The organism is Nocardioides mangrovi (genome assembly GCF_020073815.1).
In the GTDB taxonomy this organism is placed as follows: domain Bacteria; phylum Actinomycetota; class Actinomycetes; order Propionibacteriales; family Nocardioidaceae; genus Nocardioides; species Nocardioides mangrovi.
On record NZ_JAIQZJ010000017.1, the window covers coordinates 80516 to 95329 of the forward strand.

Annotated in this window: 13 protein-coding genes; 7 read left to right on the forward strand and 6 right to left on the reverse strand. The window is 72.8% G+C overall.

Annotated features, from left to right (window positions below; translation table 11 throughout):
- Positions 1-159: 159 nt before the first annotated feature.
- Genes K8U61_RS25595 through K8U61_RS21790 form a run of 3 tightly spaced genes read right to left on the reverse strand, consistent with a single transcriptional unit; the run spans position 160 to position 4801 of the window.
- Positions 160-2508 carry a lysylphosphatidylglycerol synthase transmembrane domain-containing protein gene (locus tag K8U61_RS25595; RefSeq protein WP_224124370.1) on the reverse strand — a complete coding sequence of 783 codons (2349 nt, stop codon included), beginning with the start codon at positions 2506-2508 and terminating at the stop codon, positions 160-162.
- Positions 2501-4525 (reverse strand): alkaline phosphatase family protein, encoded by a 2025-nt coding sequence (locus K8U61_RS21785; protein WP_224124369.1) that lies wholly within the window; start codon positions 4523-4525, stop codon positions 2501-2503. The genes K8U61_RS25595 and K8U61_RS21785 overlap by 8 nt, the downstream gene beginning before the upstream one ends.
- Before the next feature lie 54 nt (positions 4526-4579).
- Entirely contained in the window at positions 4580-4801 is a 222-nt protein-coding gene (locus tag K8U61_RS21790; RefSeq protein WP_224124368.1) for a hypothetical protein, read from the reverse strand.
- 89 nt (positions 4802-4890) lie between these two features.
- Between K8U61_RS21790 and K8U61_RS21795 the strand changes: the two genes are divergently transcribed.
- Genes K8U61_RS21795 through K8U61_RS21805 form a run of 3 tightly spaced genes read left to right on the forward strand, consistent with a single transcriptional unit; the run spans position 4891 to position 7134 of the window.
- Positions 4891-5691, forward strand: coding sequence for a spermidine synthase (locus K8U61_RS21795; RefSeq protein WP_224124367.1), 801 nt, complete (start codon positions 4891-4893; stop codon positions 5689-5691).
- Between the two features lie 28 nt (positions 5692-5719).
- Entirely contained in the window at positions 5720-6586 is an 867-nt protein-coding gene (locus K8U61_RS21800) for an ATP-grasp domain-containing protein (protein ID WP_224124366.1), read from the forward strand.
- The gene (locus tag K8U61_RS21805) at positions 6583-7134 is read left to right on the forward strand and encodes an LOG family protein (RefSeq protein ID WP_224124365.1); all 552 of its coding nucleotides are present in this window, start codon (positions 6583-6585) and stop codon (positions 7132-7134) included. Before K8U61_RS21800 ends, K8U61_RS21805 begins: the two co-directional genes overlap by 4 nt.
- Here K8U61_RS21805 and K8U61_RS21810 read toward each other — a convergent pair.
- Genes K8U61_RS21810 through K8U61_RS21820 form a run of 3 tightly spaced genes read right to left on the reverse strand, consistent with a single transcriptional unit; the run spans position 7131 to position 10998 of the window.
- A complete protein-coding gene (locus tag K8U61_RS21810; RefSeq protein WP_224124364.1) occupies positions 7131-8693 on the reverse strand; it encodes a long-chain-fatty-acid--CoA ligase in 1563 nt (520 codons plus the stop codon). The two genes, K8U61_RS21805 and K8U61_RS21810, sit on opposite strands and share 4 nt — an antisense overlap.
- The gene (locus tag K8U61_RS21815; protein WP_224124363.1) at positions 8690-9802 is read right to left on the reverse strand and encodes an acyl-CoA dehydrogenase family protein; all 1113 of its coding nucleotides are present in this window, start codon (positions 9800-9802) and stop codon (positions 8690-8692) included. Before K8U61_RS21815 ends, K8U61_RS21810 begins: the two co-directional genes overlap by 4 nt.
- A gap of 5 nt (positions 9803-9807) precedes the next feature.
- Positions 9808-10998, reverse strand: coding sequence for an acyl-CoA dehydrogenase family protein (locus K8U61_RS21820; RefSeq protein WP_224124362.1), 1191 nt, complete (start codon positions 10996-10998; stop codon positions 9808-9810).
- Between the two features lie 113 nt (positions 10999-11111).
- Between K8U61_RS21820 and K8U61_RS21825 the strand changes: the two genes are divergently transcribed.
- The 4 genes from K8U61_RS21825 to K8U61_RS21840 all read left to right on the forward strand — a co-directional run bounded on the left by K8U61_RS21825 (position 11112) and on the right by K8U61_RS21840 (position 14768).
- The gene (locus tag K8U61_RS21825) at positions 11112-12296 is read left to right on the forward strand and encodes a 3-ketosteroid-9-alpha-monooxygenase, oxygenase component (RefSeq protein ID WP_224124361.1); all 1185 of its coding nucleotides are present in this window, start codon (positions 11112-11114) and stop codon (positions 12294-12296) included.
- A gap of 2 nt (positions 12297-12298) precedes the next feature.
- Positions 12299-12592, forward strand: coding sequence for a hypothetical protein (locus K8U61_RS21830; protein WP_224124360.1), 294 nt, complete (start codon positions 12299-12301; stop codon positions 12590-12592).
- 161 nt (positions 12593-12753) lie between these two features.
- Entirely contained in the window at positions 12754-13854 is a 1101-nt protein-coding gene (locus tag K8U61_RS21835) for a 2Fe-2S iron-sulfur cluster-binding protein (protein ID WP_224124359.1), read from the forward strand.
- A 212-nt stretch (positions 13855-14066) separates the two neighbouring features.
- Positions 14067-14768: a hypothetical protein gene (locus tag K8U61_RS21840; RefSeq protein WP_224124358.1), complete on the forward strand. Its 702-nt coding sequence runs from the start codon at positions 14067-14069 to the stop codon at positions 14766-14768.
- Positions 14769-14814: the final 46 nt, after the last annotated feature.

Consider the following 14814-nt stretch of genomic DNA (forward strand, 5'->3'; position numbering starts at 1 on the left):
GGTCGAATCGGGCCTGTGACATGGGGTTGGTGACCAAACCCCGCGGCTCGGATCGCGGTCCCAGGCCATGGGGATTGGTCACCAACCCCGGGAGATCGGTCCGGAAACCGCAGGTTGGTGACCAATCCCCTCCCCGCGAGGCCGGGCCACGGGGGCGCGTCAGTCGACGTAGTCCTCGCGGCGCAGCCAGCGCAGCGCCCAGGCGCCGTAGACGGGCGGCAGGTACGACGTCGCGATCCGCTGGGTGACCGCGATCGCGAAGGCGGGACCGCTGTCCATGCCCATCGCGACCAGGCCGGCGGCGATGGCGGCCTCGCCGACGCCGACGTTGCCGGGCACCGGGATGATGCTGGCGAAGAGGGCGGCAGCGGCGGTCACGAAGAGGACCTGGGTGTAGGGCAGTGACGGCTGCAGGCCCTCGACCATGCAGGCCATGGCGACCGCGGTGATCAGCAGCGACGCGAGGTTGCTGCCGACGAGCACGAGAGCGCGGGTCGGGCTCTGGGTGACGACGCTCAGCGCCTCCCAGCCGCTGCGGACGACCAGGACCACCCGCGCGCGCAGCTTCGGGACCGCCGCGACCACCACGACCGAGATCCCCACCGCGACGGCGAGGGCGAGGACGATCTTGCCGAGGTCCGTCGGGCTCGACAGCGCGAAGTCGGGCAGCGACTGTGCGAAGAGCAGCCCGACCGCGACCACGAGGACGTTGCAGAGCGCGCCGGCGAAGGAGTCGAGGGCGCTGGCGGTGACGGCAGCGGCCGGTCCCTCGCCGTACCGACGGAAGAGCGAGGTGTTGAGCGCGACCCGTCCGACCGTCGCGGAGATGGCCAGCCCGACGGTCTTGATGGCGTACTGCAGCTGCACCAGGGGCAGCAGCGGCAGCCGGGTGGTCACGGCCGACATCGTGGTCACGGAGTCCGCGACCGAGGTGACCTGCGCGATCACCAGGCCGATCACCACCCACGCCCACGTCGCGTTGCGCCAGGTGTCCCACACGGTCGCCCAGTCGAGGCCCACCAGCGTGCTGAGCAGGGCGTACGCCGCGACGAGGATCAGCGCCGTCTGCAGCAGCCCGCCCCAGCTCACCCGGGTGATCTCGGCCGGCGGCGGTGGCTCGGTGCCGGTGCGGTCCACGACCGTCGTCTGCAGGTCGCCCAGCAGCTGCTTCATCCCGTCGGCGGAGCGCAGCGGCCGGGGGAGGGCGGCCCGCTGGAGGTAGGGCACGGCGGCCGCCACCGGTGCGGCGCCGAGGACCTCGACCGCCCCGTCGACCGCGCGGTCGGGGCCGACCTGGTGGGCGACGGCGGTCAGCAGCGTCGCGAGCTCCTGAGCGCGCTCGGCGTCGCCGGCGGCGACGGTGCCGTCGGCGAAGCCGGAGAGGACGACGCCGCGCTCGGTCGCGGCGACGCGGTCGAGGGTGAGGCCTCCGTGGGTGAGACCGGCGCCGTGCAGCCGGCCGACGGTCTCCCAGACCGAGCGCAGGGTGGCGTCGTCGACCTCGGGTACGCCGGAGAGCGGCTCCGCCGGAGCCCCCAGCACGATGATCGCGTCCCCGTCGCTCTCGGCCGCGGCGAGCACGTCGTCGACGCCGACGAGCGCGCGGTCGGCCAGGATCGTCACCAGCGCCTCGTGCTCGACCAGCTGGAGCCGGGTGGCCTGGGGTGCGGTCTGGTCGCGGTAGAGCAGCATCCGCCACCACCGCGCGGCCCGGTGGGCGTCGGTGGCGTCGCGGCCGTAGACCTTGACCAGGACCGGTGCGCCGTCCGGGGCCGTGGCGAGGAGCAGGCGTGCGCCCCACGGCTGCTCCTCCGCGAAGCGCAGGTCGGTGAGCTCGAGGCCGAGGCCCCGGAGGCTGCCGGTCACCTGTCCGAGCTCGGGGTGGCCGGCGGGTGAGCCGAAGAGGATCAGGGCGGCGCTGGCCCCGGCGACACCGATCGCGAGCGCGCCGAGCACGTCGGTCGGGCCGGCGATGCCGATCGCCCAGGCCGCCACGCACTGCACCGACACGACCAGGACGTGGAGCCGTCGGTAGCTCAGCACCACCCACGGCCGCAGGGCGAGGAGCGCTGCCGTCACCATCGCCACCCGCAGCGTCGGGAACCCGTGCGGTGACCCGGCGCGCACCGGTCCCGGGTCCAGCTCCGGGAGCCCGGCCCCAGCGAGGAGGGAGGCGACCAGCGTGGCCCCGATCGCGATCCCCACGGCGACCACGAGGGTGATCGGGAGCCGACCACGCCGCGGGAGCGTCAGCACCACCGCGACGGCCACGAGGCCGACGTAGACGGTGCCGAGCGCGTAGGAGATGTCGAAGAGCGTCGTCACCCACCGGGGCAGGTCGTCGGCGACGTGGCGCACGGCGCTGTCGAGGGAGCCGCGGTCGACGGCGGCGCGCACGCAGGAGAGGGCGACCAGCACGCCGACGACGAGCAGGGTGAGGTCGACCGGGCGCCGGCTGAGGTTGGCGCCGCGGACGAAGAAGCGGGCGGGGACGACGGGCTCAGCCACGCGGCACCTCCGCCCGGTGGCCCAGGCCCTCGAGCCAGCCGACCAGCACCCGGTGCAGCGCGTCCGCTCCCACCACCATCTCCTCGGGCATCTCGAAGTCCACCGGGTGCACCACCATGCCCCGGTCCTGCCAGCCGCCGAGACCACCGTGGCACGCCACCAGCCCCTCGAACGCCGCGACCTCGCCGATCTCGTCGATCAGGCTGTTGACGTAGATGTCCGGGGCCTCGGCCATCGTCGCAGCCCGGAGCACGAACTCCGGCGCGTGCGGGCCGTACGCCGCCAGCGGGTCCTCGCCCGAGATCACCCCGTCGCGCACGCGGTGCTCGCCACCGGCGCCGATCGCGACGGGGCCGTGCTCGGCGGTGTCCACGACGACGAACCCGACGCCGGGGTGCTCCACGAGGCCCGGCACGAGCGCGGGGTAGCGAGCGGCCAGCTCGTCGAGGGTCAGCCGGTGGTCCTCGCCCGCGACGTAGACGAGACCGAGGTTGCCGGACCCGAACACCAGGAACTCCTGCTCCTTCTCGGGCCGGCGGGTCTCGAAGGTGGTCGCCTCGACGCGCTCGGTGGCCCGCTCCGACGCCCGCTGCAGCGCGCGCCCGAGCACCGTCTCGGTGTCGCCGCCGCCGGCCAGCATGGAGGTGACCGAGCCACTGCTCTCGGCGTTCTCGACCGACGCCACGGTCGCGGTGTCGGTCAGCCGCGACACGAGCGCGGCGAGGTCCTCGCCGTACCGGTCGGCGAAGACGGCGCCCTGCGACTGCCCGTGGTCGGAGAGCACGACCAGGTGGTAGGTGCGCGGCGCGACCGCGGCGACCGCCTCGAGCTGGGCGAGGACGGCGTCGATGCCGGCCAGCGCGTCGAGCGCCTCCGGCCGCACGATGCCGGCGTGGTGGGCGACCGCGTCGTAGTCGACGTAGTCCACGTAGATGCTGCGGCGCCCTCGCAGCATCGCGTCCGCGACCAGGGTGGTGTTGAGGTCGCGGATCACCCCGGTGAGCGCGGCGCGCTCCATGGCGAAGCCCCAGCCGCGGTGCACGCGCGGGCGGATGTCGCGGCGTACGGCGCGCGCCGCCTGGAAGCGCTCGCGCCCGATCTCGCTGATCGCCCGCGACATGCTGCGCGCGAAGCCCGCCGGCCGGCTGAGGTACTCCGAGATCGTCTGCCGGGACTCACGCGTCTGCTGGCCGCGGCCGATCGCGCTCATCGTGGCGTACGCCGTCGGCGCGTCGCCGGTGAAGAGGTTGCTGACCGAGACGCCGTCGTCGACCAGCAGGCCCCGGCCGTCCGAGTGCATCGCCTCGATGGCCGCGGCGTCGGCGGGCCGGTTGGCGACGTAGACCTTGCCGGACGGGCGGTCGACCCAGCGGAAGGCCGGGATGCCCTCGATGGTGCCGTGCAGGATGCCCATCTGGCTGGCCGGCGTGGTGGCGGGCAGCTTGGGCCGCCACTCGACGGCGCGGTGCGTGCCGCCGCGGACCCAGCGGGAGAGCGTCGGCAGGGTGCCGGCGTGGATGCACCAGTCGAGCACCGGCCACGGCACCCCGTCGGCCTGCACGAAGACCACGCCGTCGACCTCGGGGTCGGGCACCGTCGTACGCCGCCGTCGCGCCCGACGGAGCAGCGAGGCGGTGACGGCGTCGTCGGTGCCGGCGGTCGCGACCCAGACGAAGAGGGTCGAGACGGCGGCGATGATCCACGCGGCGAGCAGCGCCCAGCCGAGGTCGCTCGCGGCGCCGCCCTGCGGCAGGTAGACCACGACCCAGACCGCGAGCGCCTGGCCGAGGAGGCCCGAGAGGATCGCGCCCACCCAGCCGAGCAGCACCGCTGTCCGGACGAGGAGGATCCGCAGCAGCGCGCCGCAGACCGAGATCAGGACGGCGGTGACGAGGACGCCGCGCCAGCCTCCGGTCTCGAAGCTCGGCACCAGCCAGGTGCAGAGCGCGATGCCGAGCGCGGCGCCGAGCAGCGCAAGGAGGGCGCGGCCGACATCGCCCCAGCGCAGGACGCTCATGCCGGGAACCTAGCCGCGGCGCTCGCGGACGGGGCTCCCCCGAATCGTGTGGTGTCAGGCGGCGTGCAGGCCGGCCGGGTGGTCCGGAGCGGCGGCCGGAAGGGCGTCGCGCTCCGGCGTCGCGTCCACGGGCCGCGTCGCCTGGCTGGTGCGGTGGACCATCCACACGAAGAGCCCGAGGGCCAGGAAGGTCACCGTGATGACGATCCCGAGGTAGACGCCCCAGAAGAGGAACGTGTGCTCGTGGATCGGGTAGTTCTGTCCGGCGGGAGTCATGGGTCCACGCTCGGCTCTCCTGGGCAGGGGGCGGCAGGGACGGCCGCCACCAGCCGGGGGGACCAAGGTCCCGTGGCAGGCTGCGTCCCGTGACCGAGGGCAGCGACGGCACCGAGGGCGTGGAGATCCTGCCGGCCGACCGCGCCGGCTCCTTCGTGCTGCGGATGTCCGGGATGGACCAGTCGTACGTCGACCTCGCGGACCCGACCCGGCTGGTCTTCGAGTACGTACGCCGACTCGGCGACGTCGTCGACGCCTGCGCGCCCGCCGGCGCCGCGGTGCGGGTCGTGCACGTCGGCGGGGCCGCGATGACGCTGCCGCGGTACGTCGCCGCCACGCGCCCCCGCTCGGCGCAGGTGGTCCTCGAGCCGGCGGCCGGGGTGACCGAGCTGGTGCGCCGCGAGCTCCCGCTGTCGCGGGGCAGCGGGATCAAGGTCCGCCCGGTCGACGGACGGGCCGGGGTCGCGGCCCTGCGCGACTCCTCGGTCGACCTGCTGGTCGTCGACGCGTTCGCGGACGCGCGGGTGCCGGCATCCCTGGTGACGCCGGCCTTCTTCGCCGACGCCGCCCGTGTGCTGGGGGACGGCGTGGTCGCCCTCAACCTCACCGACCGGGCGCCCTTCGGCTGGACCCGGCGGGCCGTGGCCTCGCTGCGCACCGCCTTCCCGCACCTGCTGCTCACCGCCGAGCCGGCGACCCTGCGCGCCAAGCGGCTCGGCAACCTGGTGGTGGTCGCCTCCCGCGGCGCGGTCCCGCTCGAGACGCTGCGCCGCCGGGCGACGACCGCCGGATCGCCGTACCGGGTCCTCGACGCCGCCGCGGTCTCCGACTCCTTCGGTGGCGGCACGCCCTTCAGCGACGCCGACGCGGAGCCGTCCCCGGCGCCGTGACGTCGGCGCCGCCTCCTAGGGTCGTGCCGTGATCGGGCGACTGGCATGGGTGACGACGGCGGAGGCGCGCGGCCGCGACGAGGACGAGCCGCTCGCGCTGGCGGCGCTCGAGCGCACCGGCGTGTCCGTCGAGGTCGTCGACTGGGACGACGCCGACGTCGACTGGGCGGGCTTCGACCGGGTCGTGCTGCGGTCGGCCTGGGACTACCCCCAGCACCTGCCGGCCTTCCTCGACTGGCTGGAGGCCGTCGACGCGGCCAGCGAGCTGGTCAACCCGGCGGCGATGGTCCGGTGGAGCCTGGACAAGGCCTACCTGGCCGAGCTCGAGGAGGCCGGTGTCCCGATCACGCCGACCGTCTTCGTCCCACCCGGGTCGGAGCCGCGCTTCCCGGACGGCGGCTTCGTGGTGAAGCCCGCCGTCGGCGCGGGCAGCGTCGACGCCGCGTCGTACGACGCCGACCAGCGTGACGTCGCGACCGCGCACGTCGAGCGGCTCCACGCCGCCGGGCAGGTCGCGCTCGTGCAGCCCTACCTCGCGTCGGTCGCCACCGACGGCGAGTGGCCGCTGGTCTTCCTGGGCGGCAGCTACAGCCACGCCGCGAGCAAGCGCGTCGCGCTGCCCCGGGCCGGGTCCGTCGACGACCTCTTCGCGGAGGAGACCAACGCGCCGCACGAGGCGAGCGTCGAGCAGGTCGCGGTGGCCCGGGCCGCCGTCGACGTGGTCACGGCGCGCTTCGGCACCCCGGCGTACGCGCGGGTCGACCTGGTCCGCGCCGACGACGGCCACTTCGTCGTCCTCGAGGTCGAGCTGGTCGAACCCTCGCTCTTCCTGCCCTACGCCGACGCCGTGGCGGCCGACCGACTGGCGGCTGTGCTCGTAGGCTCCCCGTCGTGAGCCGTGACCTCCGCCGCATCGCCGTCTTCTGCGGGTCCGGCCCCGGCACCGACCCGAGTCTGTCCGCGGTCGCGTACGACGTCGGCCGCGGTCTCGCGGAGCGCGGCCTCGGCCTCGTCTACGGCGGTGGTGGCAGCGGCCTGATGGGGGAGGTGTCGCAGGGTGCGCTGGACGCAGGTGGCGAGGTGATCGGCGTGATCCCGCGGTCGATGGTGGAGCGCGAGTGGGGGCGCCACGACCTCACCGAGCTGCACGTCGTCGAGACGATGCACGAGCGCAAGGCGATGATGGCCGACCTCGCCGACGCCTTCCTCTGCCTGCCCGGCGGCCTCGGGACGCTCGAGGAGATCGTCGAGGTCTGGAGCTGGCGACACATCGGCTTCAACGACGACCCGGTCGGCTTCCTCAACCCCGGTGGCTTCTGGACGCCGCTGCTCGAGGCGCTCGACGGTCTGGTCGGTGCCGGTTTCGTCCGTCGCGAGGTGCTCGACGACGTGGTCGTCGCCGCCGACCTCGCCGCGGCGCTCGCCGGGCTCGCTGCCCGCTAGCGGTAGGCCCGACCCCGCGCCTCCCGGGTCCACAGCACACCTGCGCCGGCGGTGGGGCCCTCGGCCGACAGCGTCCTCTTGAGCACCTTGTTCGTGGCCGTGCGGGGAAGTGTGTCGACGACGCGGACGTAGCGCGGCCAGCCCTTGGTGGGCAGGTCGGCCTGCTCGGCGAGGAAGACCTCCAGCTCAGCCGGAGTGAGCGGTCCGGTGAGCACGAGCGCAGCCATCACCTGGTCGCCGACCGACTCGTCCGGCACCGCGTAGACGGCGGCCTCGGAGACCGCCGCGTGACGGAGCAGGATCCGCTCGATCGGCGCGGCGGCGAGGTTCTCGCCGTCCACGCGCAGCCAGTCGGCCGTGCGGCCGGCGAAGTAGACGAACCCGTCGGCGTCGCGATAGGCGAGGTCGCCCGACCAGTACATCCCGCCGCGCATCCGGTCGGCCTCGGCTCCGGGATCCTTGTAGTAGCCCGCGAACGCGCCCGCGCCGGCGGTGTTGACCAGCTCGCCGGTCGCCTCCTCGGCGTTGAGCAGCTCGCCCGAGGGGCCGAAGACCGCGTCCGGGACCTCCGCCATCGTCTCGCGGTCGAGCACCTTCACGCCGTCGACCGGACGGCCGAGGGATCCCGCCGGCATCTCGGGGACGCGCTGCACGACGACGGCGTTCTCCGTCGAGGAGTAGGAGTCGACGACCACGCAGCCGAAGCGCCTCCCGAACGCCTCGATGTCGCGCTCGTTGGCCTCGTTGCCGAAGACCAGCCGCAGCGGGTTGTCCGCGTCGTCCGGCGCCTCGGGCGTCGCCATGATGTAGGTGAGCGGCTTGCCGACGTAGTTGGCGTACGTCGCGCCGTGGCGCCGGACGTCGGGCAGGAAGCCGGACGCCGAGAACCGCCGCGCCAGCGCGATGGTCGCGCCGCCGGCCAGGGCCGGACCCCAGCCGGCCATGATCGCGTTGGAGTGGAACATCGGCATGGAGAGGTACGCCGTGTCCGCCGGCGACAGCCCGAACCGCTCGGACAGGAACTGCCCCGGGTAGGCCACCTTCGCCTGGGTCACGTTGACGGCCTTCGGGTCGCCCGACGTGCCCGAGGTGAAGATCAGCATCATCAGGTCGTCCGGCCCGACCTCGACGTCCGGCACGGCCGCGGCCGCGTGCAGGTCGAGCAGGCCGTCCCAGTCCGGTGACTCCAGCGGCAGCACCGGTACGTCGACCTCGGCCAGCAGGTCGGCGTGCGCCGCGTCCGTCACGACGAGCTGCACGTCGGCGCGGCGTACGTCGGCCGCGAGCGCCTCCCCGCGCCGGGTCGGGTTGAGCCCGACCACGACCGCACCACCCAGCGCGGCGCCACCCAGCAGGAACGCGAACTCGGGCACGTTCTCCAGCAGCACCCCGACGTGCGGCGGCTCTCCCGACGGCAGCAGCGCGTCGAGCACCGCCGCGCGCACGCAGGACTCCTGCACGACCTCCGCCCAGGTCCACGCGGAGTCCTCGAAGAGGAGCCCGGGGGATTGGTCACCAACCCGCGCGAGCAGCTGCCCGCGCACGGTGGGCATGGTCATGCGGGCTCGGCGGCCAGCGCTCGTCCGATGGTCAGCGCCTGCTCGGTGGCGCCGCCGTGCAGGAACTCGAAGCGCTTGGCCGAGGTGAAGAAGCGGTGCGTCTCGCCGTCGAGGTCGATGCCGACGCCGCCGTGCACGTGCACCGCCGTGTGCGCGATCCGGTGACCGGCGTCGGCCGCCCACAGCTTCGCGATCGCGACCTCGGTGTCGGCCGGCAGACCCTCGTCGAGACGCCACGCGGCCGACCACAGCGTGAGCCGCTGGCCGAGCACGTCGATGTAGCCGTCCGCGAGCCGCTGCGACACGGCCTGGAAGGTCCCGATCGGGCGGCCGAACTGCTCGCGCGACGTGGCGTACGACGAGGTCAGCCGCAGCGCACCCTCGGTGATCCCGAGCTGCTCCGCGGCACCGCCGAGCACCATCAGCTGGCGCAGCCGCCGATCGGCGGTGCCGTCGGCCCCGCCCAGCAGGCGGTCGCCGCCGAGCACCGCGCCGTCGAGGTCGAGCCGGGCCACGGCATCACGGTCGGAGAAGTGCTGGGCCACCACCGTGACGCCGGCGTCGCCGGGCTCGACCAGGAAGACGCCGACGCCGGACGGCGTCTCGGCGGGCACCAGGAAGAGGTCGGCGTAGGGACCGGCGGGGACGACGGCCTTGCTGCCGGTGAGCACGTAGCCGTCGCCGTCGGGGGAGGCGACCGTGGTCGGGCGCTCCGGCGCCCACGCGCGCTCCTCGGCGATCGCGGCGGTCACCACGACGCCGCCCGTCGCGGCGCGGGGCAGCCAGGCAGCCCGCTGCTCGTCGGTGCCGTGCTCGGCGATCAGCCGGGACGCGGGGCCGTGGGCGGCCAGCGGGACGGGCGCCACGACCCGGCCGACCTCGACGAGGACGCGGGCGAGCTCGACCAGGCCGAGCCCGGCGCCGTCGTACTCCTCCGGCAGCGCGAGCCCGAGCAGGCCGGCGTCGCCGAGTGCCTTCCACAGATCGCGGTCGAAGCGGTCCCCGTCGGCCTCGACGGCCTTCATGCGCTCGTTGGTGGCGCGGTCCGCGAGGATGCTCGCCGCCAGCTCGGCGGCGTCGTCCTGCTCCTGGGTGAACCGGAAGTCCATCTCGTTCAGCTCCTCTTGGCTGCGGGGAGGCCGAGGCCGACGTACCCGATGATGTCGCGCTGGATCTCGTTGGTGCCGCCGCCGAAGGTCATCACCAGCGCGGAGCGGTAGAAGCGCTCGAGGCGGCCCTGGAGCACGGCACCCTCGGAGGCACCGGTGATGCCGGCCTCGGGACCGACGATCTCCATCAGCGTGCGGTAGACCTCGGTCGCGAGCTCCGAGCCGTAGATCTTGGTGGCCGACGCCTCGGCGGGGGACAGGTCGACGCCGGCGTCCGCGTCGGCCGCGAGCTTCCAGTTGATGAGCCGCAACGCCTCCGCGCGGGCGTGCGCCCGGCCCAGCGCGATCTGCACCCACTCGCTGTCGATCACCCGCTCGCCGTTGGGCGCCTTCGTCGCCTGCGCCCAGGTGCGCACCATCTCGATCGAGTGCGTCAGGGGAGCGGCCGAGGTGAGCGCGACCCGCTCGTGGTTGAGCTGGTTGGTCATCAGCGACCAGCCGCCGTTGAGCTCGCCGACCAGGTTGGACGCCGGCACGCGCACGTCCTCGTAGTACGTCGCGCTCGTGCTGACGCCCGCGACCGTGTGCACGGGGGTGTAGGAGAAGCCCTCGGCGCCGGCCGGGACCAGGATCATCGACAGGCCCTTGTGGCGCGGCAGGTCGGGATCGGTGCGGCAGGCCAGCCAGATCCAGTCGGCGTACTGGATCAGCGAGGTCCACATCTTCTGACCGTTGATCACCCACTCGTCGCCCTCGCGGACCGCGCGGGTCTTGAGCGAGGCGAGGTCGGTGCCGGAGCCGGGCTCGGAGTAGCCGATGGAGAAGTGGAGGTCGCCGGCCAGGATCTTGGGGAGGAAGGAGGCCTTCTGCTCGTCGGTGCCGTAGCGCATGATCGTCGGCCCGACCGTGTTGAGCGTCAGGTAGGGGATCGGGACGCCCGCCACGGCGGCCGCGTCGGTGAAGATCAGCTGCTCGATCATCGAGCGGTTCTGCCCGCCGTACTCCGTCGGCCAGCCGATGCCGAGCCAGCCGTCGGTGCCGAGCTGGCGGATCACCTTCTTGTAGACGACGTCGTCGCCGAACTCGCCGGTCGCGGACGCGAGGCCGGCCTTGACCTCCGGCGTGACCAGGCCGGCGAAGTACTCGCGCAGCTCTTCACGAAGCGCTTGCTGGTCCGGTGTCAGGGCGATGTGCATGGGGCACGCTGCTTTCGTTGGCTTGCTCTCGTGTGCTGGAATCCCGGCCTCGAAAACTATAACCTGTTCTCGTTTTGGTCCACACGATGCTCGATCGACGCTTGGAGGCAGGCATGAGCGACACCAAGGTCCGCGCCCTCGACCAGGGCACGGCCCCGGAGCGGTTCGCGCGGGGCTGGCACTGCCTGGGTCTCGCCGAGCGCTTCCGCGACGGCAAGCCGCACGGCATCGAGGCGTTCGGCACCAAGCTCGTGGTCTGGGCCGACACCCAGGGCGAGATCCACGTGCTCGACGGCTACTGCCGGCACATGGGCGGCGACCTCACCCAGGGCGAGGTCAAGGGGGACGAGGTGGCGTGCCCCTTCCACGACTGGCGCTGGGGCGGCGACGGCAAGTGCAAGCAGATCCCCTACGCGCGGCGCGTGCCCCTGCGGGCGCGCACCCAGCGCTACCCCGTGGCGATCCGCAACCAGCAGGTGCTGGTCTGGCACGACGTCGAGGGCTCCGAGCCGGACATGGACATCCTCCCGCCGGAGCTGCCCGGCATCGAGGAGGGCCTCTACACCGACTGGGTGTGGGAGTCGGAGCACATCATCGGCTCCAACTGTCGCGAGCTCATCGACAACGTCGTGGACATGGCGCACTTCTACTACGTGCACTTCGCCTTCCCGACCAGCTTCCGCAACGTCTTCGAGGGCACCCAGGCGACCCAGTTCATGGAGTCGAAGGGCCGTCCCGACAAGACCGGCGGGTACGGCGACGCCGAGCTCTTCCTCAAGTCCGAGGCGACCTACTACGGACCGTCGTACATGATCAACTGGCTCGACACCGACTACAAGGGCTTCAACACCGAGGTCATCCTCTTCAACAACCACATCCCGACGGGGCAGGACTCCTTCCTGCTGCAGTACGGCATCATCGTGAAGAAGCCCGAGGGCCTCGACGACAAGACGGCCAACTTCATCGCGAAGAAGTACGCCCAGATGTTCGGCGAGGGCTTCCTCCAGGACGTGCACATCTGGAAGAACAAGGTGCCGGTGCAGAACCCGCTGCTCTGCGAGGAGGACGGTCCCGTCTACCAGCTGCGCCGGTGGTACGAGCAGTACTACGTCGACCGGGCCGACATCGTCCCGGAGATGGTGGACCGCTTCGAGTTCGAGGTGGACACCACGAAGGCCAACGAGTTCTGGCAGGACGAGGTCGCCGAGAACCTCCGCAAGAAGGCGGAGGAGGACGCCGCCGGCGAGTCCTCCGCCGACGAGCCGGCGGAGAAGCCGCAGATGATGTCGGGCACCTGAGCATGGCGTCGTTCGTCCCCACCAGCGCCGACACGCTCGAGGACCAGCGCCTCTACACCTCGGCCCGGCTGGTCGAGGTCGCCTGCCTCGACTGCCTGGCGAAGGTCGGCGTCAAGAAGAACAGCGAGCACCACACCTCGATCCAGTGGACCGCGGAGGCGCGCCGGCACTGCCCGGAGCTGTCTCGGCGTACGGGCGCGCGCGACACGTTCCCCGCCTGCCCCAGGATGATCGCCAGCATCGAGGCCGCGGTGCGCGACGGCCAGATCCCCATCGGAGCCGAGGACGGTTACTGAGTGACCAGCGACGCGCGATCGTCGAGGCAGGCGTGGTTCAGGTGCGTGCAGCGCAACGCGGCGTCGCGATGGCATACCGGGCGTCTTTCGAGCGATGCCGAGGAAGCGATGTGCGTGCCTGGGCCGCGCCTGTCCGACGAGCGTAAGGAGCTGGGCACTACATGACGGATGAGTCCTTCGAGCTGAAGGTCGTGGACGTGGTCGAGGAGACCGCGGACGCCCACTCCATCTCCTTCGAGGTCCCCGCCGGTGCCGAGGAGCAGTTCGCCTACAAGCCGGGACAGTTCCTGACCCTGGCGGTGCCGTCCGACCAGACCGGCGTCGCGGCGCGCTGCTACTCGCTGTCCAGCAGCCCGATCGGCGGCGGGCCGCTGACGGTCACCGTCAAGCGGACCGCCGAGGGCTACGCGTCCAACTGGGTCTGCGACCACCTCCGCGAGGGCGACAGCATCCGGGTGCTGCCGCCGAGCGGGATCTTCACGCCCGCCTCGCTGAGCGCCGACCTGCTGCTCTTCGCCGGCGGCAGCGGCATCACGCCGGTCATCTCGATCACCCGCACGGCGCTGCAGCAGGGCACCGGCCGGATCGTGCTCTTCTACGCCAACCGCGACGAGCGGTCGGTGATCTTCGCGAAGGAGCTCACCGAGCTCGCCGCGGCCAACCCCGACCGGCTCCAGGTCGTGCACTGGCTCGAGTCCGTGCAGGGCCTGCCCAGCCAGGAGCAGATGCGCGCGTTCGCGGCGTCGTTCACGTCGTACGACGCGTTCGTCTGCGGCCCGGCGCCATTCATGAAGATGACGATCGCCGCGCTCAAGGACCTCGAGTTCCCCCGCGAGCGCCGGCACCAGGAGAAGTTCGTCTCCCTCGGCGGCAACCCCTTCGGCGACCTCCACGACCGCGAGGTCGCCGAGCACGAGATCGAGGACGCCGAGCGCGACGCCGACGACGTGACCGAGGCCCCCGCGGCCGAGGGCGGGCCGCAGGGCCCGGTGCGGCTCGAGGTGGAGCTGGACGGCGAGGAGTACACCTTCGACGACTGGGCGCCCGGCACGAAGATGCTCGACCACCTCGAGTCGAAGGGCGTGAAGGCGCCGTACTCCTGCCGCGAGGGGGAGTGCTCCGCGTGCGCCGTACGCCTGCTCGAGGGCGACGTGAAGATGCTCCACAACGACGTGCTCGACGACGACGACCTCGCCGACGGCATCCGGCTCGGCTGCCAGTCGGTGGCGGTGACCGACAAGGTGAGGGTCACCTACCACTGAGGGTCGGCCGTCCGGGTGCGGACCTGAGTGCCGTCGAGACCGTGGTCCAGACCACGAACGAGCGATTGGTGTGAGCGCTTGTCACCGGGGAACCTTGTTGCTCAACCTGTGGGGAAGAAACCGCGCTCGGGACGACGGTCTACCCCTCCGGACGCGCGAGGTCGGGGTGGGGCCGGGCGCGGACAGGTCCCGGGCGCAGAGTGGAGAGAGCCATGATTCTCGGCCTGTGCTTGGTCTCCGTCGCCGCCCTGGTGTGGTTGATCACCGCGATGCCGGCGAAGCCGGTCCGACGGACCCCTGACGTCCCCTCGCCGCGTGCCGCCCAGGCGACGCGCGAGCGGGTCAACGCCCACCCGGAGCGCGCCACGCGCCCGGACCTCGCCCGCGTGCTGCGTGAGACGGTCTCGGCCGCCGACGCGGAGCGCACCCTCTCGCGGGCCGCCGAGCGCGGCCTGCCGATGCCGATGCTGTGGACCTGGTCCGAGCGCTACGGCGCCGAGCGCCTCGTCCTGGCGATCGACGCCGAGGTCGCGGAGCGCTCGATGCAGCGCCACCTGCAGAACGGGACGGTCCCGGACTGGACGGCGATGGGGATCCTCGCCGCCCTGGCGCAGGACACCACGGCCGGGATGCCGGTCGACGAGCTGCTCGACCCGGACGCCGCGCCGTCGGTCGACCTCTCGATCCACGACCTGACCGACTGGTCGGTCGGCCTCGAGGACGGGACGCCGCAGCTCGACCTCAGCGGCTTCGGGAAGCTGCCCCCGATCGCCGGCCCGGCGCACCTGAGCGCCCCGTCCCGCGAGTGGGACCCGGAGGAGGTCAGCTCCTCCGGCCACCCGCCGCTGCCGCCCCGCGAGGACCCGCCCCGGCCGCGGCCGGGCGACCGCGGCCCCTGGCCGATGGCGTCCTGAGCGGCGCCTGCTGACCATGACGTTTGGTCACCAACCAGCCCTGGGA

Bases quoted from the DNA above. Each gene is read 5' to 3' on its own strand.
- K8U61_RS21835 (WP_224124359.1), top strand. From the start codon at position 12,754: ATGACGGATGAGTCCTTCGAGCTGAAGGTCGTGGACGTGGTCGAGGAG.
- K8U61_RS21785 (WP_224124369.1), bottom strand. From the start codon at position 4,525: ATGAGCGTCCTGCGCTGGGGCGATGTCGGCCGCGCCCTCCTTGCGCTG.
- K8U61_RS21840 (WP_224124358.1), top strand. From the start codon at position 14,067: ATGATTCTCGGCCTGTGCTTGGTCTCCGTCGCCGCCCTGGTGTGGTTG.
- K8U61_RS21815 (WP_224124363.1), bottom strand. From the start codon at position 9,802: ATGGACTTCCGGTTCACCCAGGAGCAGGACGACGCCGCCGAGCTGGCG.
- K8U61_RS21790 (WP_224124368.1), bottom strand. From the start codon at position 4,801: ATGACTCCCGCCGGACAGAACTACCCGATCCACGAGCACACGTTCCTC.
- K8U61_RS21825 (WP_224124361.1), top strand. From the start codon at position 11,112: ATGAGCGACACCAAGGTCCGCGCCCTCGACCAGGGCACGGCCCCGGAG.
- K8U61_RS21830 (WP_224124360.1), top strand. From the start codon at position 12,299: ATGGCGTCGTTCGTCCCCACCAGCGCCGACACGCTCGAGGACCAGCGC.
- K8U61_RS21810 (WP_224124364.1), bottom strand. From the start codon at position 8,693: ATGACCATGCCCACCGTGCGCGGGCAGCTGCTCGCGCGGGTTGGTGAC.
- K8U61_RS21820 (WP_224124362.1), bottom strand. From the start codon at position 10,998: ATGCACATCGCCCTGACACCGGACCAGCAAGCGCTTCGTGAAGAGCTG.